General features: G+C 55.9%; 21 protein-coding genes. All 21 read right to left on the bottom strand.

Annotation, left to right across the window (positions count from 1 at the left end; translation table 11 throughout):
* Window positions 1-155: 155 nt before the first annotated feature.
* The 21 genes from JD108_RS10290 to JD108_RS10190 all read right to left on the bottom strand — a co-directional run bounded on the left by JD108_RS10290 (window position 156) and on the right by JD108_RS10190 (window position 23,253).
* Entirely contained in the window at window positions 156-1,742 is a 1,587-nt protein-coding gene (locus JD108_RS10290) for a DEAD/DEAH box helicase (RefSeq protein WP_198829719.1), read from the bottom strand.
* Window positions 1,739-2,989, bottom strand: a complete 1,251-nt coding sequence (locus JD108_RS10285) for a competence/damage-inducible protein A (RefSeq protein ID WP_198829718.1) — start codon at window positions 2,987-2,989, stop codon at window positions 1,739-1,741. Before JD108_RS10285 ends, JD108_RS10290 begins: the two co-directional genes overlap by 4 nt.
* A 54-nt stretch (window positions 2,990-3,043) precedes the next feature.
* Window positions 3,044-3,619, bottom strand: a complete 576-nt coding sequence (pgsA, locus tag JD108_RS10280) for a CDP-diacylglycerol--glycerol-3-phosphate 3-phosphatidyltransferase (protein WP_198829717.1) — start codon at window positions 3,617-3,619, stop codon at window positions 3,044-3,046.
* Window positions 3,620-4,966 carry a 30S ribosomal protein S12 methylthiotransferase RimO gene (gene rimO / locus JD108_RS10275; RefSeq protein WP_198829716.1) on the bottom strand — a complete coding sequence of 449 codons (1,347 nt, stop codon included), beginning with the start codon at window positions 4,964-4,966 and terminating at the stop codon, window positions 3,620-3,622.
* Between the two features lie 114 nt (window positions 4,967-5,080).
* Window positions 5,081-5,992, bottom strand: coding sequence for a helix-turn-helix domain-containing protein (locus JD108_RS10270; protein ID WP_198829715.1), 912 nt, complete (start codon window positions 5,990-5,992; stop codon window positions 5,081-5,083).
* Window positions 5,993-6,009: 17 nt separating this feature from the next.
* On the bottom strand, window positions 6,010-6,789 hold the full coding sequence (locus JD108_RS10265; protein WP_198829714.1) for a YmfK family protein: 780 nt from the start codon (window positions 6,787-6,789) through the stop codon (window positions 6,010-6,012).
* 123 nt (window positions 6,790-6,912) lie between these two features.
* Window positions 6,913-7,182 carry a DUF3243 domain-containing protein gene (locus tag JD108_RS10260; protein WP_198829713.1) on the bottom strand — a complete coding sequence of 90 codons (270 nt, stop codon included), beginning with the start codon at window positions 7,180-7,182 and terminating at the stop codon, window positions 6,913-6,915.
* Between the two features lie 88 nt (window positions 7,183-7,270).
* Window positions 7,271-8,008 carry an elongation factor P 5-aminopentanone reductase gene (gene ymfI / locus JD108_RS10255; RefSeq protein WP_198829712.1) on the bottom strand — a complete coding sequence of 246 codons (738 nt, stop codon included), beginning with the start codon at window positions 8,006-8,008 and terminating at the stop codon, window positions 7,271-7,273.
* Between the two features lie 9 nt (window positions 8,009-8,017).
* Entirely contained in the window at window positions 8,018-9,310 is a 1,293-nt protein-coding gene (gene yfmH, locus JD108_RS10250) for an EF-P 5-aminopentanol modification-associated protein YfmH (protein WP_198829711.1), read from the bottom strand.
* A 1-nt stretch (window position 9,311) separates the two neighbouring features.
* Window positions 9,312-10,607 (bottom strand): EF-P 5-aminopentanol modification-associated protein YfmF, encoded by a 1,296-nt coding sequence (yfmF, locus tag JD108_RS10245; protein ID WP_198829710.1) that lies wholly within the window; start codon window positions 10,605-10,607, stop codon window positions 9,312-9,314.
* Between the two features lie 130 nt (window positions 10,608-10,737).
* Window positions 10,738-11,448, bottom strand: coding sequence for an ABC transporter ATP-binding protein (locus JD108_RS10240; protein ID WP_198829709.1), 711 nt, complete (start codon window positions 11,446-11,448; stop codon window positions 10,738-10,740).
* Complete coding sequence (locus JD108_RS10235; RefSeq protein ID WP_198829708.1) at window positions 11,432-13,204, bottom strand: branched-chain amino acid ABC transporter ATP-binding protein/permease; 1,773 nt, start codon at window positions 13,202-13,204, stop codon at window positions 11,432-11,434. Before JD108_RS10235 ends, JD108_RS10240 begins: the two co-directional genes overlap by 17 nt.
* Window position 13,205: 1 nt before the next feature.
* Entirely contained in the window at window positions 13,206-14,090 is an 885-nt protein-coding gene (locus JD108_RS10230) for a branched-chain amino acid ABC transporter permease (RefSeq protein ID WP_198829707.1), read from the bottom strand.
* An 85-nt stretch (window positions 14,091-14,175) separates the two neighbouring features.
* The gene (locus tag JD108_RS10225) at window positions 14,176-15,408 is read right to left on the bottom strand and encodes an ABC transporter substrate-binding protein (protein WP_198829706.1); all 1,233 of its coding nucleotides are present in this window, start codon (window positions 15,406-15,408) and stop codon (window positions 14,176-14,178) included.
* Window positions 15,409-15,448: 40 nt separating this feature from the next.
* Window positions 15,449-16,240: a 3-hydroxybutyrate dehydrogenase gene (locus tag JD108_RS10220; protein ID WP_198829705.1), complete on the bottom strand. Its 792-nt coding sequence runs from the start codon at window positions 16,238-16,240 to the stop codon at window positions 15,449-15,451.
* A gap of 167 nt (window positions 16,241-16,407) precedes the next feature.
* Window positions 16,408-18,132 (bottom strand): sigma 54-interacting transcriptional regulator, encoded by a 1,725-nt coding sequence (locus JD108_RS10215; protein WP_198829704.1) that lies wholly within the window; start codon window positions 18,130-18,132, stop codon window positions 16,408-16,410.
* A gap of 87 nt (window positions 18,133-18,219) precedes the next feature.
* Window positions 18,220-18,375: a hypothetical protein gene (locus JD108_RS10210; protein WP_198829703.1), complete on the bottom strand. Its 156-nt coding sequence runs from the start codon at window positions 18,373-18,375 to the stop codon at window positions 18,220-18,222.
* A gap of 63 nt (window positions 18,376-18,438) precedes the next feature.
* Complete coding sequence (locus JD108_RS10205; RefSeq protein ID WP_198829702.1) at window positions 18,439-19,611, bottom strand: stalk domain-containing protein; 1,173 nt, start codon at window positions 19,609-19,611, stop codon at window positions 18,439-18,441.
* Between the two features lie 78 nt (window positions 19,612-19,689).
* A complete protein-coding gene (locus JD108_RS10200; RefSeq protein ID WP_198829701.1) occupies window positions 19,690-20,649 on the bottom strand; it encodes an ABC transporter permease in 960 nt (319 codons plus the stop codon).
* A complete protein-coding gene (locus JD108_RS10195) occupies window positions 20,649-21,719 on the bottom strand; it encodes an ABC transporter permease (protein ID WP_198829700.1) in 1,071 nt (356 codons plus the stop codon). The genes JD108_RS10200 and JD108_RS10195 overlap by 1 nt, the downstream gene beginning before the upstream one ends.
* Entirely contained in the window at window positions 21,712-23,253 is a 1,542-nt protein-coding gene (locus JD108_RS10190; protein ID WP_407649411.1) for an ABC transporter ATP-binding protein, read from the bottom strand. The genes JD108_RS10195 and JD108_RS10190 overlap by 8 nt, the downstream gene beginning before the upstream one ends.
* Window positions 23,254-23,318: the final 65 nt, after the last annotated feature.

Below are 23,318 nucleotides of genomic sequence, written 5' to 3'. Positions count from 1 at the left end.
CATGGAAAAACCACCTGCTCCAGTTGGCGGAGCCAGGTGGTTTTCTCGGTCGGCAGGATTTTCTAAAATTATCCGATCGACATAGGTGCAAACATGGCTTCGCCTCGCCAACGGGCTTGGCGTAGCCATGTTTTACCAACCGCGCAGCAGCCCGATCAGGAGCGCTTGCCACGCGGTTTTGCCGGTTCGAGATTGATCCGCTTGCCGTTGATACGGGTCTGGCGGAGGGATTCGTAGACAAATGGCGCCACATCTTCCGGCACTTCCACAAACGTGAAGTTCTCGAAGATATCGATGCGGCCTACCGCCTTGCCCGGAATTCCGACGGTCTCGGAAATTTCCCGCACCAGGTCCTGCGGACGCACATTGGCGTTGCGGCCCACGTTCAGGAAGAAACGGACCATTCCTTTGGCGGCGCCGGTTTCGCCGAAGTCGTACACGTCGGTCTCTTCGGTCTCGCCGATTTCGCTGTGGAATGCGAGGTGCAGGGCTGCTGCCGCCACCTTCTCAGCCGGGAACTGGCCGACCAGGGACTCCGCTACCTTGGCGTACATATCGGCTATCGTGTCATTTTCCAGCAGCGCAACCAGCTGTTCCTTCAATTGCTCCTGCTTGCGCTCGGCCACTTCCTCCAGCGACGGAACGTTGCGGGAGACGACCTCCGCTTTTGTCTGCTTCTGGATGAACATCATCTGTCTCATTTCGCGCGGGGTTACCAGTGTCATGGCAATCCCTTTGCGTCCGGCGCGGCCCGTGCGTCCGATGCGGTGCACGTAGCTCTCGGAGTCCTGCGGAATGTCGTAGTTGATGACGTGGGAGACGTTGCCCACATCGATTCCGCGAGCAGCTACGTCTGTGGCGATCAAGAATTCGATCGAGCCCTCGCGGAAGGCGCCCATGACTTTGTCGCGCTGTGCCTGGGAGAGATCTCCGTGCAGCCCGTCCGCGAGATAGCCGCGTGCCTGCAGGACTTCGGTCAGCTCGTCTACGCCGCGCTTGGTGCGGCAGAAGATGATGCCCAGCTCGACGTCCTCGCTGTCGAGAATCCGGCAGAGGCTCTCTACTTTATTGCGTTCGAACACCTTGTAGTACACCTGTTCAATCAGCGGGGCGGTTACTTCCTCGCGGCTGACTGCGATCGTCTCCGGCTGTTTCATATAGCGGTTTGCCAGCCGCTTAATTTCCGGCGGCATGGTCGCGGAGAAGAGCAGGGTTTGTCTTTCTTCGGGGATGTGATTGATGATCGTTTCGATGTCGTCCACAAAGCCCATGTCCAGCATCTCATCCGCTTCATCCAAGACGAGCGTATGTACGTGATCCAGCTTGAGCGTTTTGCGGCGCAGATGGTCGAGCACGCGGCCCGGCGTACCGACAATCACCTGGACTCCTTGACGAAGGGCGCGGATTTGATGGCCGATGGATTGACCGCCGTAAATCGGCATGGTGCGGATTTTTTTGTATTTGGAGATGCGCAAGAGCTCGCCTGCCACCTGGATTGCCAGCTCGCGCGTAGGCGTGAGGACAATCGCCTGGACGCGATTTGCCGTGGTTACCTTTTCAATCAGCGGAATTCCGAATGCGGCTGTTTTTCCCGTACCCGTCTGGGCTTGACCGATCAGGTCTCCCCCTTCCAGGACCTTCGGGATGCAAGCTGCCTGAATCGGCGACGGCTCTTCAAAGCCCATGTCATAGATGGCCTGCACAATATTTTTATGTAAAGGAAAATCGGAAAAAATCGTCATATACGTTCACCTTTCTTTAGTCGCTGAAGCGCGTAGAATAAAGCAAATTTGGCAGCGCGACTCACAATCGCATGTCTGCTGCCAGCCAGCCGGACTTCCTTTACGACGGTCGGCAATCCTTCGACTGCCACGCCGATGTAAACAAGTCCCACCGGTTTTCCTTCGGAAGGATCAGGCCCTGCGACGCCCGTGACGGAAATTCCGCAGGAAGCCCCCAGCTTCTGCCGAATGTTCTCGGCGAGCAGACGGGCTGTTTCTTCGCTGATCGCTCCCGCGCTGTCCAATACCTCTTGCGGGATGCCGACCAGATCGTGCTTTGCCTCGTTGGTGTAGCAGACGATGCCTCCGCGCATGACAGCCGAGCTGCCGGGCACGGAAGTGATCAGAGAAGCTGTCCTTCCGCCTGTGCAGCTCTCGGCGCAGGCAATGGTCCGCCCTGACTGTGCCAGTTCGTCCACCAGCACTTCATGCAGAGAGGTCTCTCCCTCCGCATAGATATACGCTCCGAGCCGGTTTCGGATCTCAGACTCCACCGGAGCGATCAGCTCTTCCGCTTCCTGCATGGTTTTGGCCCGAGCCGTAATGCGAAGCGTGACCTCGAATTCTTTGGCGTAAGGGGCGATCGTCGGATTATCCTGCCCTTCGATCAGATCCAGCAGCCGCTCTTCCAGGGCCGACTCGCCAATTCCGTAAAAACGGAGGACATGGGAGTGAAACACCTGCCGCTCTGGCAACAGATTGATCAGGTAAGGCATGACGTACCGCTCCACCATCGGATACAGCTCGCTCGGGGGACCGGGCAAGAGGACAAAGGTGCGGCCCTCGTGCTCGGCGGCCATACCCGGAGCCATCCCCGTATCGTTCGGGAATACGTCTCCACGGTCAAAGACGAGCGCTTGCTTGCGATTATTTTGCGTCATCACCGTGCCCCTCTGGTGAAAAAACGCCTCGATCCGATCCATCGCCACCCGGTCTGTCACCAATCCGGCGCCGATGTACGATGCCACCGTTTCCTTGGTCAGATCATCCTGCGTCGGACCCAATCCGCCGGAAAAAATAATCAGATCCGAACGGCTTGCCGCCAGCTCGATGGTCCGCATCAGACGTTCGGCGTTATCGCCCACAACCGTGTGGAAATAGACGCCGATGCCAATCTCCGCCAGCTTTTGCGATAAAAACTGCGCGTTCGTGTTGGCGATTTGTCCCAGCAGAAGCTCTGTCCCTACAGCAATAATCTCCGCTTTCATGCCTCTCATCCACTCTCTTTAGAGGATTGAAAAAGAAGTCCAATACCCGTTCGTCTACGAGTATTGGATGACATTGCGATTCTTGGCAAAGTAGTCATAGCCAGAGTACAGCGTAATAATCACCATCGCCCAGATCGCGACTGTATCAAAGGGGATCCCGAAAAATGCAAAGGGAAAGTTGCGGATGATCACCGCTGTAATCGCAACGATCTGGACCCATGTTTTTAGTTTGCCCAAGGCACTGGCAGAAATGACCTGTCCCTCAGCGGCCGCCACCAGGCGAAGCCCGGTCACAGCAAATTCCCGACTGATGATAATGATGGCGATCCAAGCCTCCAGCCTCTGCATTTCGACGAGAGAAATCAGGGCTGCGGAAATCAGCAGTTTGTCAGCTAAGGGATCCAAGAACTTCCCGAGGTTGGTGACAATCTTTTTTTTACGGGCGATGTAGCCGTCAAGACCATCCGTACTGGCCGCTAGGATAAATACCAATGCCGCAATCAGCTCGTTGTAGGTCATCGTCAGGCTGCCGATGGTAAAACTTCCGATATTGTAACGCACCAGCAGGAAAAACATGACTACAGGCACCAGTAATATTCTGGCAATAGTGATGCGGTTGGCGAGATTCACCTAGACTACCTCCCCGGCCAAGTCGTATTCATAGGAGTGTGTAATTCTGACCTTCACGATTTTGCCCAGTTCTCCTTGATAGCCCGTGACAAATACCTCACCGTCAATCTCCGGGGCATCGTACTGCGTGCGGCCAACGTAAATATCGTTGCGCCCTTCGTAACGCTCGATCAGCACATCCAGTTCGCGGCCGACAAAGCGTCCATTCCGCTCTGCGGCAATCTCCCGCTGGATTTCCATCAGGATATTGGCGCGCTTTTCCTTTGTCTCTTCATCGACGTGGTCCGGGAGCCGGGTCGCTGCCGTGTCGTCTTCATTGGAGTAGGTAAACACGCCCAACCGATCAAAGCGGACGTCCTTCACAAACTCGCACAGACGTTCAAAATCCTCTTCAGTTTCGCCCGGGAATCCGACGATCAAAGAGGTTCTTAGAGCCACATCCGGCACTTGGGAGCGGATTTTCAAAAGCAGCTCGCGTGAATCCCGCTGGCGGCCTGGGCGGCGCATTTTTTTGAGGATATGATCCTCGGAGTGCTGCAGGGGCATATCCACGTACTTGCATACTTTCGGGTTGGTGGCAAACACTTCGATCAGCTCGTCCGTGAAAAAGCCGGGATAAGCGTAATGGAGGCGGAGCCACTGGATTCCTTCTACTTCAGCCAAGCGGTTCAGCAGCTCAGGCAGCATGTGCTTGCCGCCGTAAATATCCGTACCGTAATTCGTAGAGTCCTGTGCAATCAGACTGATCTCCACAATTCCCTGCTCGGCCAAATGTTTGGCCTCTTCCACGATAGATTCGATTGTCCGGCTGCGAAATCCTCCGCGCATGATCGGAATACTGCAAAAGGTACAGGCGTTGTCGCAGCCTTCGGCAATTTTCAGATAGGCGGAATAGGTACCGGATTTCACTTTTCTTTTTACAACTTCTTCGTAGGTAAAAACGGGATTGCCCACGTAGACAGGACGCTTGCCTGCAAGCGATTCCTCGATAATGCCGGTGATAGACATAAAATCGCCTGTGCCGACAATGCCGTCCACCTCAGGAATCTCATTCAGGATATCCTCTTTGTACCGTTGCGTGAGACAGCCTGCCACTACAAGCGATTTCAGCTTGCCGGAATCCTTCAGCTCCGCCATGTCCAGAATCTTGTTCACCGATTCTTCCTTGGCCGCATCAATGAATCCGCAGGTATTGACAATAACGACGGTCGCTTCCTCAGGATTGTCGACCAGCTCGTAGCCTTTCTCATCTATCAAATGAGCCATCATATCCGAATCGACGAGATTCTTCTCACAGCCCAATGTTACGATCGCAACTTTTTCTCGTGAGCCTACCTTCTCTGTCATGCTAATTTTCCTCCAATTGGTCACACCAGCCCAGATTACACCTATACAGTATAATATATGCCGCGACGGGGTGTCAAAGTTGAACCGCACACAAAAAGGCAAGCCGATGCTTGCCTATTGCGCTGCCGTCTGAGCCAGCGTGATGCTGACATTGGATGGCATGAATTTCAATGTGGACGTGTCTACTGGCACCCCGTTGACGGTGACCTCGACGGCCATCGGTTTGCCCAGGCGAATGTATGCCGTTTTTCCGAGCTCCAGCTCGACTTCCTCGCCTTTTTTCAAAGTCCCCTGCTTCGGGAAGTTCTTCACCTGCTTCTCAGCCGCCCCGTACCAGCAGTCGCTGCTGACGGCCTTGATCTTCACCATGATTTTCTCTCCGCCCGCCAGGTTGTACTTGTACAGGGAGCCCTGCTGCGATTCAAAAGTCAGTACAGATTGAGTGGCGGCCGCATCGGGTACCACAGGCGATTGCCCCGCCGGATTGGCAGGAGACTGTGGGGCAGCCGGAGGCGGATTGGGGGTTTGCGCTTGCGGAGGAGGCGTCACCTGAGAAGGTGCCCCGCCTTGGCCCGGATTGGCGACTTCGGCCCCAGGATTTATATTGCTGCCGGGGACGGGCTCTGTCGTAAAGCTGTCGCTGTTTACGAAGGCGATGTAGGTGACTCCGAAAATCAGCGCGATAAACAAGACCAGCAATGTCTTGGTGACCCACCTGCCTGCCTGCAGCGGATTGCTGGTGGTAGCGACGCGCCGGCGGCGGAGTCTTTCGACCTGTTCCTGCGGAGGTTGGGCTGGCAGGTCCGACTGAAAATGGCTCATAATGTGGGCGGGATCCAACCCCACCGCTTCCGCGTAGCTTTTTATGAAGGCACGAGCGTAAAAATGGCCCGGCAGCAGGTGGAAGTGACCCCTTTCAATGGCTTCCAGATACCGCCGTTGAATTTTTGTGGTTCGCTGGATATCGTCGAGCGTGATTCCTTTTTCCTCCCGAGCCCTTTGTAGCACTTGACCTAGCTCTGACACAGCTTACCCTCCTTCATTTATGTCATGTCAAAGTGATCAAACCCGCGATTGTTAATCAGTTCGTATGTAATTTCCTCATCGGGATGATGACGCAGTTCGATAATATAATGAAAGTCGGACAGTTGGTATTCGGATTCCCGGACGAAGATATCGGGATGCTCAATGATTTTCGCGGCAGAATAGCCCATCACTTCGCGCAAAAGCGAATGGTGCTGCTCCGTCGCCCGCATCGTCGAGACAATCCCGTCAATTAAATATACATGATCCGCTGACATCTCATCAACGGCCAGCGAATTGCGCACCGTTTGCCGCAAGAGAGTGGAAGAGAGAAAGGTCCAGCGCTTGTTGGCGGACACGCTGGCCGCGATCATCGACTCTGTCTTGCCGACGCGGGGCATGCCCCGAATCCCGATCAGTTGATGACCTTCCCGCTTGAGTATCTCGGCCATAAAATCGACGAGCAAGCCCAGCTCGTCTCTGACGAAGCGAAACGTTCTTTTCTCCTCGCTGTCCCGTTCGATGTACCGGCCATGGCGAACGGCCAGGCGGTCGAGCATCGTAGGCGGCCGCAGCCGCGTTATGGTTATCTTGTCCATCTTTTGGATAACATTGCGCACAACTTCGATTTTATCATCATCATCCGTCGTCAGCAGCATGCCCCTGCGCAAGTCGTCGACGCCATTGATGGTGACGATGTTAATGCCGAGCATGCCCAGAATCGATGACACATCTCCCAGGAGACCCGGGCGGTTTTTTGCGATCTCGTATTCCAAGTACCACTCTTTTTGCATGTCCATGTCCGATCCTCTCCGACACAAAAATTCCTCTTCCTAAGTAGTATAACACGTTCCAAATATTCGACAACGTTGGAAAAGAAAAATCCCCAAAAGTCGGGGATTTGGGACAAGAAAACCTCTTTTTTAATTGCCGCGGTTAATATTATTGGGGTCTTGGACCAGCTTCACCATCAGCGAGGCCAGCGCGCGCTTCTGCTCCTCGTCGCCAGCGTCCCAGAGCTGCTTCAGCAGGCGCTCCTGATCGTTCTTTGGATCCACCTGCTCAGACAGATAGCCCCCGATCTGGTAAGCGACATTCTCCATAGTGTCGCTTTCCATCCCTGCTTGTTTGGCCTGCTCTACGCGTTCGCCGAGAAACTCTTTCCAATCACGAAAATTGTCAAGAATCGACATGAATGATCCCTCCTCCTGTACATTGCGGTCCTCTTTCTGACCGTCACATTTGGTAGAGTTCCAACAAGAGGGGGAAAATATTCATCTCCTACGTATACCAGCCGCCATTGGGACTGATGATCTGTCCGGTGACATAGCTCGCCTCGGTCGAGAGCAGAAAGCGGACGACGGCGGCTATTTCCTGCGGCGTCCCCAGCCGCCCCGCCGGGATCTCGCTCGTCAGCATGGCGATTTCCTCCGGACCGAAGCGGTTCATCATCCCGCCCTGCACGGCGCCGGGAGCGACAGCATTGACCGTGATCCCGTTTGGCCCCAGCTCTTTGGCCAGCGCTTTGGTGAATGCGTTGATCGCTCCCTTGCTGAGCGAGTACAGAACCTCGCAGGAGGCCCCGGTCACGCCCCAGAGGGAAGAGAGATTGACGATCCGCCCAAACCGCTCGCGCAGCATCGCAGGCAGAGCGTGCTGCGTCACAAAAAAGGCGGAGCGGACATTGGCGGCCAGCAGCTCGTCAAATTGCCCCGGCGACACGTCGGCAAAGAGACCGACGTGATCGATCGAGGCATTGTTGACGACGAGCAGCGGCGGCGTAAGCATCGCGCCAAACATCGCCGCGATCTGCTCCGTATCGCGCAGATCCGCTTGCAGGGCGTATGCGGGTACCCCTCTTTCCCGGCAGGCCTGCAGAATCGGCTCGATCCGGTGCGGGGATTGGTGGTAATGCAGGTACAACGGTATTCCCTTCTCGGCGAGCGACAGGCTGATCGCTCCGCCAATCTCGCCGGAGGCCCCGGTGACCAAGGCCCAGGGAGGCAAATTGCTGTGCATCAGATTTCACTACTCCTGTGGCGAAGCGGAACGAACAATGGAAACAGACATTTGCTCGGTTAGAAAATGCTCCCTCATGCGCGCTTCTACCTCTTCGCGGGTGATCGACTCCAGCGCCGGCACCACGGAGAACAGCTCCGTCCCATTAAACTTGTAGCTGGTGAACTGATTGGCGATAAACTCGACGGAATTGAGCGAGCGCAGGAATAGGCCGATCTTCTTCCGTTTGGCCCGCTCGAAATCCTGCTGGTCGATGCCGCGTTGCATCAGCTCGCCGATGCCTTGCTGCACCTCGGCTACCAGTTTGTCAGGATCAGGCGTGTCGCCGCCGATGATCGAGTACCCGTATTCCTTCTCGCCGCTGTAGTCAAAGTCAAAGCTCTCCGTAATCAGCCCGGACCCGTACCACTTCTGGTAGAGAGCCGAACTGGTGCCAAACGCGATGTCCAATACCAGTTTAGTGGTCAACTCCCGCTTTAACAAGGCTTCGCCCGTCAATCCGTTCGTTTTTTCTTTGAAGCCGATCAAGCATTTGGGCAGGCCTACCGCCAGATTGGCTTCCACGCGACTCTCGGCGACAGGGGCCGGCTCCTCTGGGAACAGCCGCTCGATTTTGGGCGTGGGCGGAAACTCCTTGGCCGCCTGATTGTCCCGGACCCACTTCATCACCGTTTCCGGGTCGAAGGAACCGACGACGAGAAGCACCATGTTGCCCGGGTGGTAGAAGGTCTCATAGCATTGATACAGATACTCCTTGGTGATGTGGGAGATGGATTCGATCGTCCCGGCGATTTCAATCTTGATCGGAAACTTTTGGTACATCGCCTTGAGCAGATTCATGTACACTTTCCAGTCCGGATTGTCGTCGTACATGGTGATTTCCTGGCCGATGATGCCTTTTTCCTTCTCGACGCTGGCATCGGTAAAGTACGGTTCCTGCACGTAGTTTAAAAGCAGATTCAGGTTGCGGTCCAGATTGTCGGTGCAGGAGAAAAGATAGGCCGTCCGGTTAAAGCTGGTAAAGGCATTGCAGGATGCCCCGTTCCGGCTGAATTCATGCATCACATCCATCTCTTTTTTCTCGAACATCTTGTGCTCCAGAAAGTGGGCGATGCCGTCCGGCACATGAACTTCTTCCCCGCTTTTCAAGCGAAAATGGCTGTCGATGGAGCCGTACCTCGTCGTGAACACGGCATAGGTCTTGCTGAAGCCCTGTTTGGGAACCAGATAGACAGCCAGGCCGTTTGGCAGCGTCTCATGGTAGACCGTCTCTCCCAGCTGTTCAAATACGGTTGTCTGCATATCAGGCATCTCCCTTCTTGTCTCGCAGCAGGTAGACAGTGTCGATCGCCACTTGCTCCGCTACCCGCTTCAGATCGTCGATTTGCACCTGCTCAATCTGCCGCAGCAGCTCCTCCAGCTGGCGCTTGCGGCCGCTGACCACGCCGTTGTAAGCAAAATCAATCATCATGCGCGCGCTGTCCAACAGCTCCCGGAACTGATTGGCCAGCGTCGCTTTCGTTTGGGCCAGCTCTTCTTCGCCGATTCTCCCCTGCTTCATGGAAGCGAGCTGCTCTTTGATGATCGCCACCGCACGGTCGAAGTTCTTCACGTCGATCCCCGACATGATCATCATGATGCCCTTGTGGCTCTCCAGGCGGGACACAGCGTAATAGGCGAGACTCTCTTTTTCGCGCACATTGACAAACAGCTTGGAGTGCGGGAAGCCGCCGAGCACGCCGTTATAGACGAGCAAAGACGGGTACTGGTCGTCGGCGTAGCCGATTTGTGTGCGGCAGCCGATATTCAGCTTCGCTTGATTGACATCCAGCTTGTCGATGACGACACGCTCTTCGCCCATCCGTTTCTTGGCCTCGGTCGGTCCGATCGAACGAACTTCCTTGCGAGCCAGCTGCAGATGCTCCCTGATGGCGGACTCCACCGCCGCCTGCTCCACATCGCCGACGACAAACAGGTCGATCGGATTATGGCTCGTGATCTCCCGGTAATACGCGTACAGATTTTCGCCCGTAATCCCCGGCAGATCCTCTGTCCTCCCTTGGACCAGCAGCGCATACGGCTCTCCCTGGCACATCTCGGCGGTGACCCGCTGGTTGGCGTATTTCATTTTGTCGTCGATCAGACTCTCGATCCGTTTGCGCAGCGTCTCTTTTTCCTGCGCAATGTACTTTTCAGCGAACGCCTCACCCTCCAGATAGGGGCGGCAGACGATATCGCCGACGAAGCGGATGGCTTCTTCCAGGAGCGCATTCTCCTTGGACAAATACTTTTCGTTTGGGACTTCCATATAAATCTGCAGGATTTGCCGCTCTCCCTTTTTGACCACATCCACGTCAAAAATAGCCCCGTACAGGAAGTCGAGATGCTCCCTCAGCTGCTTCGTCTCCGGAAAACGAGCGGTTGCCCGCTTCATAACCATCGCCAGAAGGGCTGTTTTCGTGACGTGCTCCTCCGACAGCTCCTGTTCGATCATGGTGACGATTGTCGTGGTTTTGAATTTGGCGGTCGGCATGATATGTACGTTGATTCCGTTGATCGCGGAGGTGTGAAATGAAATGTCCTTCACGCTTTCGCTCATGGCCAAATCTCCCTTCTGCGTCATACTCCCTTCTATTGTAACCAAATGGAAGGGGGTTCAGCAAAGCTGCTTGCGGCAACGGAAAAAGGACGGCACCTCTTCCTACCGCCCTTTCCCCGTCTGTATCAAGTTATGCCCCCAAATAGGTGCGTACGACTTTTTCGTCATGCAAAAGTTCTTGGGCGCCCCCGGACATCTCCACCTGGCCGGACGAGAGCACGTACGCCCGATCGGAGATGGACAGGGCAGCTGCAGCCAGCTGCTCCACGAGCAGAATCGTCTTGCCTTCTTTGCGCAGCTCCGTCACCGTATCGAGGATCAGTTTGACGTACAGCGGAGACAAGCCCATCGAGGGTTCATCCAGGACGAGCAAGTCCGGATCGGACATCAGCGCGCGGGACAGCGCCAGCATCTGTTGTTCACCGCCGGACAGCGTGCCGGCCAGTTGCTTCGCCCTCTCCTTCAGGCGCGGGAAGCGGGTGTATTCCCGCTCCAGCCACTCGCTCACCTGCTTGGGCTGCTGTTTGATCCGGGTGTATGCGCCGAGAATGAGATTATCCTCTACGGTCTGGTCGCCGAATACCTGCCTGCCCTGCGGCACATGGCCGATCCCGAGACGCATGATCGCGTGGGCCGGCATGCCGGAAATCGATTTTCCCTGATAGAGAATCTCGCCATCGCGCAGCTTTACCAGGCCGGTAATCGCCTTGAGCAAGGTCGTTTTTCCCGCGCCGTTCCGGCCGATCAGGGCGACGATCTCCCCTTTGCCTACTTCGAGCGTGACCCCCCGCAGCGCTTCCGCCATGCCGTAATGGACCCGTACGTTATTTACCGACAACAAGCTGCGTCACCTCCTCTCCGCCCAGGTAGGCTTCGATGACTTGCGGATGGGATTGAATGTACGCCGGATCGCCCTCTGCGATCTTTTTCCCAAAGTCCAGCACGGTGATCCGATCGCATACATTCATCACGATCTCCATGTGGTGCTCGACCAGGAGGATGGCAATCCCGGATTGCTTTACCTTGCGGATGACGCGGACGATATTGTCCACTTCATACAGGCTGGCTCCCGCCGCCGGCTCATCCAGAATCAACAGATCGGGCCGAGTCGCCAGTGCGCGGGCAATCTCCACCAGCCGCTGCTGGCCGTAGGAGAGATTGGCCGCTTGTTCTCCCGCCTTGTCAGCCAAACCGACGAAGTGAAGAAGCCGCATCGACTCTTCCTGAAACCGCTTCTCTTCGCGCCAAAAGCCGGGGGTATGCAAAAGATTGGCCGCAAAGCCCGTCCGGTAGTGCAGGTGAAAGCCGAGCATCACGTTTTCCAGCACGGTCAGCTCGTGGAACAGCTGAAGATTTTGAAAGGTGCGAGTAATCCCTGCTGCAGCCATGCGATGCGGCGGATAGTGGGTGACGTCCACCCCTTTCCAGGTCAGCTTCCCGCGGGTCGGCACATAGACACCCGAGAGCATGTTGACCGTCGTGCTCTTCCCCGAGCCGTTGGGTCCGATCAGCCCGCGAACTTCTGAGCCATGGACGCTCATGCTGATGTCATCCACGGCGCGGAATCCGTCAAATTCCATCACGACGCCATCCACCTGCAGATTGGCCCCCGCCTGGCTGCCCATCTGGATCGGTTCGTCAGCAACCGACTCCATTGTGTTTGGCTCTGTCCGCCTTTTCATTTTCTGTTTGAGCAATCGCTCGACTCCGCCGACGATTCCTTCGGGGAGCGCGATCAGGCTGAGCAGCAGAATGCCGCCAAAGATCAGCAGGTGATAGTCGTATAGGCTCTGCACCCATTGCGGCAACAGGAAAATCACGATCGTGCCGACCAATGGCCCCAATCTGGTCCCGGCGCCTCCGACGATCACGCCGACGAGGAAGAGAATCGATTTGTCAAAGGTAAAGGTATCGCTGTTGAAATAGGCGTTTTGAAAGGCGAACAGGGCGCCGCCAAGTCCGGCCGTGCAAGCGCTGATCGCAAACGCGAGCACCTTCCAGTTGCGGACATTGACACCGACGGTAGCGGCAGCCACCTCGCTGTTGCCCATCGCCCGAAACGTTCTGCCGAAGCGGGAGGTAAACAGATTGTCGATCAGCACGGTGACGAGCAGCGCAGCCACCGCGATCAACCAGTAGTAGGAGACCACGCCGAGCTTCAGGCCAAACAGCGAGGCTTCGGGCAGGTACAATCCCGCCGGTCCTCCGGTGACCTCTACCCAGCGGTTCGCGACGATCTCGATCAACAGGCCGAACGCGATCGTCACCATCGCCAGATACGGTCCTTTTGCCCGGAGAGAGAGCATCGCGACCAGGCCGCCGGCGCCCGCACATACCAGGACGCCCAACAGCAGACTGAGCAAAAACGGAATGCCGGATACCGTGCAAAGGCCGGTCACATAGGCGCCGATCGCATAAAAGCCGGCATGCCCGAGAGAAAGCTGTCCCGACAGTCCCACCAACAGATTCAGCCCGGCGACGACGATGTAAGTGTACAGGAAGCCTTGGGCCAGATGAACGTAGTACGAGCTCGGAAACAACCAAGGAAAGAAATACAGGGCGACAGCAATCGTTGCGTAAAGGAGCCATTTTTTCATATCAGAACTTCTCCTTTACTTTCTTGCCCAGCAGCCCTTGCGGCATGAAGATCAGGACGATCAGGATCAGCAAAAAGGCGCTGGCGTCTTTGTAAGCGGAGCTGTAGAGGGAAAACACTTGTTCCAGCACGCCGAGCAGAAGTCCGCCGATCAAGATCCCGAGCGGATTGGTCAAGCCGCCGATAATCGCCGCGGCGAATGCTTTGAGGCCCAAGGTGGCCCCCATGAAGAAAGCCGTATTGGTAATCGGCCCGACGAGAATGCCGCCGATCCCGGCGAGCGCCGACGAGAGCGCAAAGGCCAAGACGGCCATCCGCTTGGGATTGATGCCCATCAGCGATGCCGCTTCGGGATTGTAAGCGACGGCTGCCAGCGCTTTCCCCAGGAGGGATTTGTTGAGAAAGAAAAACAGGCAGGCCATGATGACGACTGCGCAGAAGGCGACGAACACCTCGTGCTTGGTGATCCCGACGGAGCCGAACCGATACACCTCATTGCCAAACGGGGACGGGAAGGGGATGACGTTTCTCCCCCAAACCAGCATGGCGATATTGCGAATCATCAGGGAAACGGCCACCGTGCTGAGAATCCATCCGACTGACAAGATGTGGTTCAGGGGGCGGATCGCACCGCGCTCCAGCCCCCAACCGAGCAAACCCATCGCCGCCGCCACGATCATCAAGGTGAACAACACAGACACGATCAGATTCATTCCCGCTGAAGTCATCGCCCCGAGCGAGGTCAGGCCGAGCAGGGCTCCCAGCATCAAGAAGTCTCCCTGTCCGAAGTTCATGGTCCGTGTCGTGACATAGGTAATATAATAGCCCTGGGCAATGATGGCGTAGATGCTTCCGAGAATCAATCCGCTTACGACGGCTTGCAGCAAAAGCAGTTCCTCCTTTCAAACTTCTCTCTGGTTCACATCCCACAGGCTGCGTTGGCCTTTGGCCGAAGTCGCTGTGAGGGTTTCGTTACGGCTTTACGATGGCGCCGTCCTTGTAGGTCGCGAGGAACATGTTGCTGCTGTTCAATGCCTCGTGATTCTCTTTGGTAAACGGCTGTTCGCCAATGGCCGTAACTCCTTCAAAGCCTTCCATGTTTTCGATGGCATCGCGGATGGCCTTGGGGTCTGTTCCTGCTTTTTTGACCGCTTCCAGGATCAGCCGCATGCAATCATAGCCTTGGGCAGACGCGATCGGGAAGATGTCTTCGCCGAACTTGGCGACGACCTTCTCGTGAAACGCCCGGGAGGATTCGCTCTGGTCGATCGTAAAGGACTGCACCATGTACACATCTCGGTTAACCAGATCGCCAACCAGTTCTTTCACGGTCGGATCGCCCATCGCCCAGGAAGCGACGGTCAGCGGGTAGTAATCTAGCTTTTGGCGGGATTTCAGATATTGGGCCGCTTCCGGTGCCAGTCCGTAGAAGATGACGACCTCGACGGCGGCATCGCGCATCTTGGATAGTTGCGCTTCCATATTGGTATCGTTCACCTGGAAGGATTCGACGGCAGTCAAACTCATGTTGTACTGCTCCTTCAGCACAGCTTCCACGTCTGCCTTTCCGCCCTGCCCGTAGCCGGTCGTATCGTGGAGCAGACCGATCTTGGTAAACTTCTTGTCGGCCACGACCCACTTCAGGATGGTTTCCACCTGGCCTCTGTCATAGGGAGCCACGCGGAAGATGTAGTTTTTCTCTTCATTGGCATAGGTATCAGTGATCGCCGTCCCGGTCGCGACCGGTATGATTTCCGGCACACCTGCCTCTTGGGCGAATTTGATGTGAGCCTTGGCATTTCCGGAGTTGGCCGGTCCCACAAAGGCCACGACTTTGTCCTGCTGGATGAGCCGCTGCACAATCTCTACCGATTTTTCCGGTTTGGCTTCGTCGTCATAGACGATCAGCTTCGCCTTTTTGCCGTCGGCTCCACCCGCTTCGTTAAATTCGTCCACCGCCATTTGCGCCGCACGCTTTACCGCTTCGCCGAATTTGGCGGTCCCACCGCTCAGCGAGATCGCCAGACCCACGTTGAATTCTCCGCCTCCGCTTTGCCCGGCACCCGCTCCCCCGCTGGATGTCTGTCCCCCGGACGAGCCGCCGGAGCCGCCCGCCGGAGCGGACTGATCCAGTTGCGGACCGCATCCCGCTGCCCCCAATGTCAAAGCCAGTGCCAACGACAACCACCATTTTGCTTTTCTCAATGCTATTGCCCCCTTTTTTCAATTCACATCAACCATGAGTTCAATGCATGACATATCCGCCGGAAACATTGATCGCTTGCCCCGTGATGGCCGCCGCCTGCTCCGAAGCGAGAAACACCGCCATGTCGCCGACTTCGCTCGCCTCCAGCAAGCGATGCTGCGGCACATGGCGCAAGATGACCTCCTCCAGCACCTCTTCCTCGGCCAGTTGATAGCTCTTGGCCAAATCGGCCAGCTGGTTGCGGACCAACGGGGTATCCACATAGCCGGGACAGATGGCATTGCAGGTGACGCCGGAGTTGACGGCTTCCATCGCCGTGACGCGCGTCAGACCGATGATCCCGTGTTTGGCGGAGCAGTAGCCGGCTTTGTAAGGCGCGCCAATTTTCCCGTTAATCGAGGAGATGTTGATGATGCGGCCCCAGCCCCTCTCTTTCATCTGGGCAAAGACGGCTTGCGTCGCCACAAACGGACCGACCAGCATCACGTCGATCAACTTTTGGAAGATGGCGGGTTCGCAGGCTTCGATGGGTGCGACGTGCTGAAATCCGGCGTTGTTTACCAGAATGTCCACCGCGCCAATGTCCGCTTCACATTGGGCCACCATCCTGCGAATCGACTCCACGTCAGACAGATCCGCCTGGATGGCCGCTTTCTTTTGACCCTCCCGTTCCGGGATCGTCTCGAGGGCGGACTTTGCCTTGTCCGCATCAATGTCGGCGATGGCGAGATGGGCTCCCGCCTGGTACAATTTCTCCGCGATCGCGAGCCCGATGCCGCTAGCCCCTCCTGTAACTAAAGCAACTTTTTGGTGTAAGGATTTCGTATGCATAAGTCCTCCTTCCTCGGCGTGTAAACGTTTTCAATACAGAATATTTGCAACCTTCATGCCAAAGGGAGAATCCTTGCAACCACGGGGAGCTTTTTGGTCGTTGTATCGAAAATGCAACATAATATTGGTGCGCTTTTGCGACATGTCGCGGTTTTGAGACAGGTAAGTCATCCATGAATCGATTCGTTCACCGCGATCCGATGCTTTTCTAATTTGCGGTACAGGCTGGCCCGGTGGATGCCCAGCAGTTGTGCGGCCTGCACCTTGTTCCCTTCGCATTGCGCAAGCGCCGCTTCGAGCACACGCTTCTCGGTCTTGGCCAGCTCTGCTTCCAGATCAAGCGATATGCTGTCACTGCCGCGCAGCACCTGCTTGTCCAAGAGATAGGGAGGGAGATGCTCCGGTTCGAGTACACCGTCCTCCGCCAGCTGAACCGCCCGCTCCAGCACATTGTTCATCTCGCGTAGATTGCCCGGCCAGGGATGAGCCAGAAAGATATCTTTGACCCGCTCGCTGATCCCGGTCACATTGGTGTACAGCTCGGCATTCAGCTTTTTGATCAATCCATCCGCCAGGGTGAGGATGGTCTGGCCTTGGACCCGGAGAGGAGGCAGACTGATCATGAAGACGTTCAGGCGGTAGTAGAGATCCTCGCGAAACTCCCCTTCTTTTATCAGCTTCTCCAACGGGCGGTGGGTGGCGGCGATGACGCGGATATCGACGCTGATCGGCCTGGTGGCCCCGATCCGCTCCACTTCTCTCTCCTGCAGGACACGAAGCAGCTTTGCCTGCATGTCAAGCGGCATGTCTCCGATCTCATCGAGGAAGAGCGTCCCCTGATTGGCCAGCTCGATCTTCCCCGGCTTTCCTCCCTTTTTCGCTCCGGTAAACGCTCCTTCCTCGTAGCCGAACAGCTCCGCTTCCATCAAATCCTTGGGGATTGCGGCACAGTTCACGCGGACAAAGGCGCCCTCTGACCGATTGCTCTCTTCATGGATCGCGTGGGCAAACAACTCCTTGCCCGTCCCGCTCTCGCCCAAGATGAGCACAGAGGACTTGGTCTGGGCGATTCTTTTGGCCATTTGGACCGCATCCTTCATCAGGGGATGCTCCGCCATGATATGGGCGAACGAGTACTTGGCGCCCACCATGCGCTTCAGTTCCTGGCGGTAGAAGTCCAGCTGTCTCTCCATAATATTGTAGCGCTCTACGATGCTCCGCAGCTCCCGCAGATCGCTGAAGACCACTTTTCCCAGTGCGCCTACCGTCTCATCTCCCTCTTTCAGCGGCATGCGGCTGACGATGATCTCTCGGTCCCCGATGCGCATCAGCTGATCGATCTCCGCTTTTCCCGTCTTGATGACGACGTGCATCCGTGTATTTTCGATGACCTCTGTGATGTGGCGGCCTATCGCCTCTTCGATGGTCGTCCCCAAAAAATCGCAATAGCTTTTGTTAATCATCGTAATGATTCCGTTTTTGTCACACATGACGATGCCGTCGTACAACTGTTCGACGAGCTCTTTAAACTGATGCAGCTCGCGCTCCTGCTCCGACCAGCGACGCTCCATGCCTTCGGTTCCGGGCACCATCTGAAAGAGGGAGAGACCGCCGATTACCTCGCCTCCGACTACGATCGGCAGGCGATCGACCAGAAACCGCTTTTCCCCGAATTGGATCTCTCTGCGCAGGCTGGCCATTCCCTGACGCATGACCTGCAGCATGTCCGAGCCTGGTGCGATGCTGGTGATGGGACGGCTGATCAGTTCCTCCCTCTTCAGCCCGAGCAATTGGGAGCCGGCTGCATTCACCTGGGTGATCAATCCTTCTCGGTCGACGATGACGATACCGTAGGGAATCGTTTCCAAAAATTCGGATAATTTCAGCTCCATGCCATAAACCCTCCTTCTCCTTCCACTTTACCGAAAATCAGGAAAAGAAAAAAGGAGCCTTCTTGGCTCCCCTGCCCATTCTTTTCTTCACAGATCCGTGATGTCCCACTGACTAAGGTCGTCGTGGTCTGCGCTGCTTTCTTCAAACCGCCCACAATCAGGCTCCAGACAAAGCATACCGTCGAGCTGGCTGTCTTGAAACGGCAATCCGTGCGTGCCGCCGCAGTAGGGACATGTCCACATACGGTGTCCTCCTTTTTCAGAAGTCCTTCCCTATGCGTTAGTCTGCCCCATCTACTTCCTTTCCTACTCAACCCTGTGGTTTTCCCAAAATTTCAGGTAATAAAAGGGATTGATCGCCCGATCGTCGGACTGGCGATAGAGGCCAAAATGGAGATGCGGCGGAAACATCCCTTCCGTCCCGGGAGAGCCATACCCCGTCGTTCCCACAAAACCGATCAATTGGCCCGCTCGCACGCGTGAACCGACCTTCAGACCCGGCGTAAACGCCTGCAAATGGGCGTAGTACATCCGGTACTTCCCCGTGTCGTCAGTGATGTTGATCCGCCAGCCGCCGTATGTATTCCAGCCGATCCGGTTGATGACCCCGTCCCCGACACTGTAGATCGCGGTCCCTTCCGGCGCCATGATGTCGATCCCCTCGTGGGAGCGAACCGTGCCCGATTTCGACTCTGTCCATTCCCGGCTGGAGCCAAAGCTGTCGCCGTACGCTTCGTAGCGGCTGTTTTGGCTGAACGGGAAGACATACCGATCGGAGAGCAGCGCTTGGGTATCGACGTGATGGGCGAGCGGCGATTTCGCTCTTTTAGCATCCTCGGGCAAATACAACAGCTGGCCCACCAGCAAGTCATGCTGCGAAAGCCGGTTATTTTCCGCTACTTCCTCAAGCGTGGTGCCATGCTGTTTGGCAATGGCCAGCAGCGTGTCCCCCGGCTGAACGACATACGGATTGCTCCGGTAATGACTTACGGGCTGGGACGCCGCCGTTTTTTTACTGGAGATGACAGCGACTCTCGCCCGATTGTCCCAGGATACCTCGTAACCCAGCGATTCGCTGATAAAACGGAGAGGCACGAGCGTCCTCCTGTTTTTGACCACAGGGGCCGCATCCAGCATCACGCGATTCCCATTGACATATCCGGTCTTGCTGTCGGGAAAAACGGCCACCTGATTGGTTCCGTCCTGAAAGGTCACGCGGCGCGTTTTTGGCTCATAAAAAACAGATGCGCCCAACTGCTCGGCGATGACTCGTATCGGTACGAGCGTACGCCCGTTTTGATGCAAAGGCTGCACATCCGATTGCACGCCGATGCCGTCTACCATCAGCGAGATCACAGGTCCCGGCGATTGGGCGTGCGCCTGGCTGGCGTGAAGCGCCGCCATCACGATCACAAGCAAAAAAGCGCCCAGAATCCTGCTGATCAGATGAGGGCCGTCACTATGTAAAGAACGGTTCATCGTATCCCCCCTGTGCGATGAAATCGTACACATTATCGCATAGGGGAAGCAGCAGGTTCCAGACGCAAAAAATGTTAATCAGCGCGATCCGGTCTCGTACGCCTTGCCCAGTGCAGCTGGCGCACTGGAGCGGCCAACCACGCCGGCCAGCACCAAAATGGTGAGGACGTACGGCAGCATGAAGATCACTTCGGTCGGGACGTATTTGGTCAAACCGAAGATTTGGACCAGCGATTTAAAGGCTTGGGCCACCCCGAAGAACAGCGCCGCCCCCATCGCTCCCATCGGATGCCACTTTCCGAAGATCAATGCCGCCAGCGCGATAAAGCCTTGGCCGGAAACGGTATTGTGGGAAAAGTTGCTGGTCGTTGTAAGCGAGATCGTCGCTCCGCCCATGGCTGCCAAAGCGCCGGAGATCAGTACAGCGGTATAGCGCATGCGCTTTACGTTGATCCCGACGGTATCCGCTGCCCGCGGATGCTCGCCCACGGCGCGGAGGCGAAGGCCAAAGGAGGTTTTGAACAGCAAATACCAGGAAATGCCCACGAGCACAAAGGCGATATAACTGGTCGGATACCCCTCAAAAACGGCGTGTCCCAAGATCGGAATGTCACTGAGGAGCGGAATATGCCATTTGCCGAATACCTCTTGCAGTGTCGTGGTTTGTCCTGCGCCATTGAAAATAATTTTGGTCAGGTAGACCGAGAGCCCGACTGCCAAGAAGTTGAGGGCCACCCCGCTGACCACCTGATCCGCACGGAAGGTGATCGACGCCACTGCGTGCGGCGAGGCGAAAATTGCCCCTGCGATGCATGCTGCCAAAAAGCCGATCCACGGCGCCAATCCGCCAAAGGCGTCCTGGGCGAAATAGGTCACCACCGCGCCTGTAAAGGCACCGATGACCATCATTCCTTCGAGGGCAATGTTGACCACGCCGGAGCGTTCCGAGTACATCCCGCCCAGTGCGGCAAAGATCAAGGCAGTGGAAAACACGATGGTATCGTGAATCAGGTTGCTGAAAACGACGCCCCAATCCATCAGTGTCCACCCTCCTTCTTCTTCCAGATTGGCTTCAAGAAAAACTTCACAATTCCATGTGCGGCGACGAAGAAGATCACGGAGGAGATGACCACCCGGATCAGTTCAACCGGCACGCCGGCGCCGAACTTCATGCCTGCCGCCCCGAAAGTCAGAATCCCGAACAGAATCGCCCCGAGGACGACACCCAGCGGCGTATTCCCTCCGATCAGCGCGACGGCGATTCCGTCAAAGCCGTACCCCGGCTGTGCAGCCATGATCGATTGATAGTGGAAAACGCCCAGGATTTCGCAGGCGCCGCCGATGCCGGCGAACATGCCGCCGACGAACATGGCATTCACCACATTGCGGTTGACGTTCATCCCCGCGTATTCCGAAGCATGCGGATTTAGACCGACTGCGCGAAGCTCGAAGCCTGTCTTGGTCTTCCACAACAAGACGTAGAAGAAAACAGCTGCCAATACGGCCAAAAGAGTCCCCCAGTGCAAACGGGCACTGTCAAACATTTGCGAAAGCCACGTAAACGAGATGGAAGCGGAGTCTTTGATCATGTCCGAGCGCTGCTGACCTTCCGCGACGTAGAAAGCCTTGAGAATATAGTTGGCAAAATACAAAGCGATCCAGTTGAGCATGATCGTCGTGATGACCTCATTGACGCCGCGCGCGGCTTTCAGCCATCCCGCGATGGCTCCCCAGAGGCCGCCCGCCAGACCGCCGGCCACCACGGCCAGCGGCGCATGGAGATACCAGGGCAGATCAAAAGAGATCCCCACAGCCGTCGATGCGATCATGCCGATGATAAACTGGCCTTCCGCCCCGATGTTAAACAGTCCCGTCCGGAAAGCAAACGCGACGGACAAGCCTGTAAAAATCAGCGGCGTGATCTGACGGATCGTTTCCCCAAAATTATAGGCATTGCCAAAAACTTTCTCGATGAGCGAAGCGTAGGCCTGGATCGGATTAAATCCGCCAGCCAGCATGGCGACGGCCCCTGTGAGCAATCCGAGAATGATGGCAGCAACCGGCACGAGGAAAGATTCCTTGGTAAAAATGGCTGCGATTCTATTCACCGTTGCCGCCTCCTTGCATTCGTTTTCCACCGGACATCATCAAGCCCAGTTCTTGCTCATTGGTCTCTTTCGCATTGACGACGCCGACGATCTGCCCTTCGTAAATGACGGCGATCCGGTCGGAGACGTTGATGATTTCGTCCAGCTCCAGCGAGAGCAGCAACACGGCTTTCCCTTTGTCCCGCTGTTCGATGAGACGTCTGTGGATAAATTCAATCGCGCCGACGTCCAGGCCGCGCGTAGGCTGAGCGGCGATCAGCAGATCCGGATCCTTGTTGATCTCCCGGGCGATAATCGCCTTTTGCTGATTCCCCCCGGACAATGCGCGTGCCGGCGTGTAGATGCTCGGCGTCCGCACGTCAAATTCCTCGATCAGCTTGCTGGCGTGCTTGTCAATCGCCCCGTAATCGAGAAATCCGTTTTTGTTAAATTCGGGGTGAAAATAGGTTTCGAGCACCATGTTCTCGCTCATCGAAAAGTCGAGAATGAGCCCGTGCTTATGGCGGTCCTCCGGAATGTGGGACAGGCCCGACTCGGAGATGACGCGAGGCGTTTGATTGGTAATCTCCTTGCCCTTCAGGAGGATGCGGCCGCTGGATGCTTTTCTAAGGCCCGTGAGCACCTCGATCAGCTCGCTCTGTCCGTTCCCGTCTACACCGGCAATGCCGAGAATCTCCCCGCCTCTTACCTCCAGCGAGATATTGTTCAGCGCGTTCACGCCGCGGTTGCCCATCGCGGTAATCCCTTCGACGGACAGGATGACTTCCTTGGGATTGGACTCTTGCTTGTCCACCCGGAAATTTACCTCTCTGCCTACCATTTTGGCGGCAAGCTCATCTGGATTCGTGTCTTTGATAGCCAGGGAATCAATTACTTTCCCCCTGCGGATAATGGTGACGGTGTCGCAGACAGCCATGATTTCCTTCAGCTTGTGGGTAATCAGGATAATCGTTTTGCCCTCTTTGACCAAATTATTCATGATCTCGATGAGTTCTAGAATTTCTTGGGGGGTTAAAACGGCTGTAGGCTCGTCAAAAATCAGGATATCGGCACCGCGGTAAAGCGTTTTCAAAATCTCCACACGCTGTTGCATGCCTACGGAAATATCTTCGATTTTCGCCCGCGGATCGACTTTGAGCCCGTATTGATTGGACAGTCTCTCCACATCGGAAATAGCGCGTTGCATATCTATCTGTAACCCGGACCTTGGCTCGTTTCCTAAAACGATGTTTTCGGCAACAGTGAACTTCTCCACCAGCATAAAATGTTGATGGACCATGCCGATGCCCAGTTCATTCGCGACGTTAGGACTCGTGATTTTCACGATCTTTTCATTGATCAGGATATCGCCTTCTTCAGGCTGATAAAGGCCGAATAAAATGTTCATTAACGTGGACTTGCCAGCGCCATTCTCTCCCAGAAGGGCGTGGATTTCCCCTTTTTTCACGACAAGATTGATGTTGTCATTGGCAACAATGCCGGGGAAGCGCTTGGTAATGCCGCGCATTTCTACAACAGTCTGTACTGGTTTCAACCGTGTTCCCCCCGTTTTCGTGGGTCTAGTGAAGAAGGTAAAGAACAAGGCTAGTTGCTCGAACT

It is taken from the genome of Brevibacillus composti, assembly GCF_016406105.1.
GTDB classification, from domain to species: Bacteria; Bacillota; Bacilli; order Brevibacillales; family Brevibacillaceae; genus Brevibacillus; species Brevibacillus composti.
The sequence above is the reverse complement of the archived record's forward strand: the minus strand, read 5'-3'. Positions and strand labels throughout refer to the sequence as shown.

What these genes read in the sequence shown, in the direction of transcription:
- JD108_RS10215 (WP_198829704.1), bottom strand. Translation starts at nt 18,132, where the DNA reads ATGGAGCTGAAATTATCCGAATTTTTGGAAACGATTCCCTACGGTATC.
- JD108_RS10220 (WP_198829705.1), bottom strand. Translation starts at nt 16,240, where the DNA reads ATGCATACGAAATCCTTACACCAAAAAGTTGCTTTAGTTACAGGAGGG.
- JD108_RS10260 (WP_198829713.1), bottom strand. Translation starts at nt 7,182, where the DNA reads ATGTCGATTCTTGACAATTTTCGTGATTGGAAAGAGTTTCTCGGCGAA.
- yfmF (WP_198829710.1), bottom strand. Translation starts at nt 10,607, where the DNA reads ATGAGCGAAAGCGTGAAGGACATTTCATTTCACACCTCCGCGATCAAC.
- JD108_RS10200 (WP_198829701.1), bottom strand. Translation starts at nt 20,649, where the DNA reads ATGGATTGGGGCGTCGTTTTCAGCAACCTGATTCACGATACCATCGTG.
- JD108_RS10285 (WP_198829718.1), bottom strand. Translation starts at nt 2,989, where the DNA reads ATGAAAGCGGAGATTATTGCTGTAGGGACAGAGCTTCTGCTGGGACAA.
- ymfI (WP_198829712.1), bottom strand. Translation starts at nt 8,008, where the DNA reads ATGCACAGCAATTTGCCTCCCTGGGCCTTGGTCACCGGGGCCTCCGGC.
- yfmH (WP_198829711.1), bottom strand. Translation starts at nt 9,310, where the DNA reads ATGCAGACAACCGTATTTGAACAGCTGGGAGAGACGGTCTACCATGAG.
- JD108_RS10205 (WP_198829702.1), bottom strand. Translation starts at nt 19,611, where the DNA reads ATGAACCGTTCTTTACATAGTGACGGCCCTCATCTGATCAGCAGGATT.
- rimO (WP_198829716.1), bottom strand. Translation starts at nt 4,966, where the DNA reads ATGACAGAGAAGGTAGGCTCACGAGAAAAAGTTGCGATCGTAACATTG.
- JD108_RS10210 (WP_198829703.1), bottom strand. Translation starts at nt 18,375, where the DNA reads ATGTGGACATGTCCCTACTGCGGCGGCACGCACGGATTGCCGTTTCAA.
- JD108_RS10235 (WP_198829708.1), bottom strand. Translation starts at nt 13,204, where the DNA reads ATGAAAAAATGGCTCCTTTACGCAACGATTGCTGTCGCCCTGTATTTC.
- JD108_RS10265 (WP_198829714.1), bottom strand. Translation starts at nt 6,789, where the DNA reads ATGGACATGCAAAAAGAGTGGTACTTGGAATACGAGATCGCAAAAAAC.
- JD108_RS10290 (WP_198829719.1), bottom strand. Translation starts at nt 1,742, where the DNA reads ATGACGATTTTTTCCGATTTTCCTTTACATAAAAATATTGTGCAGGCC.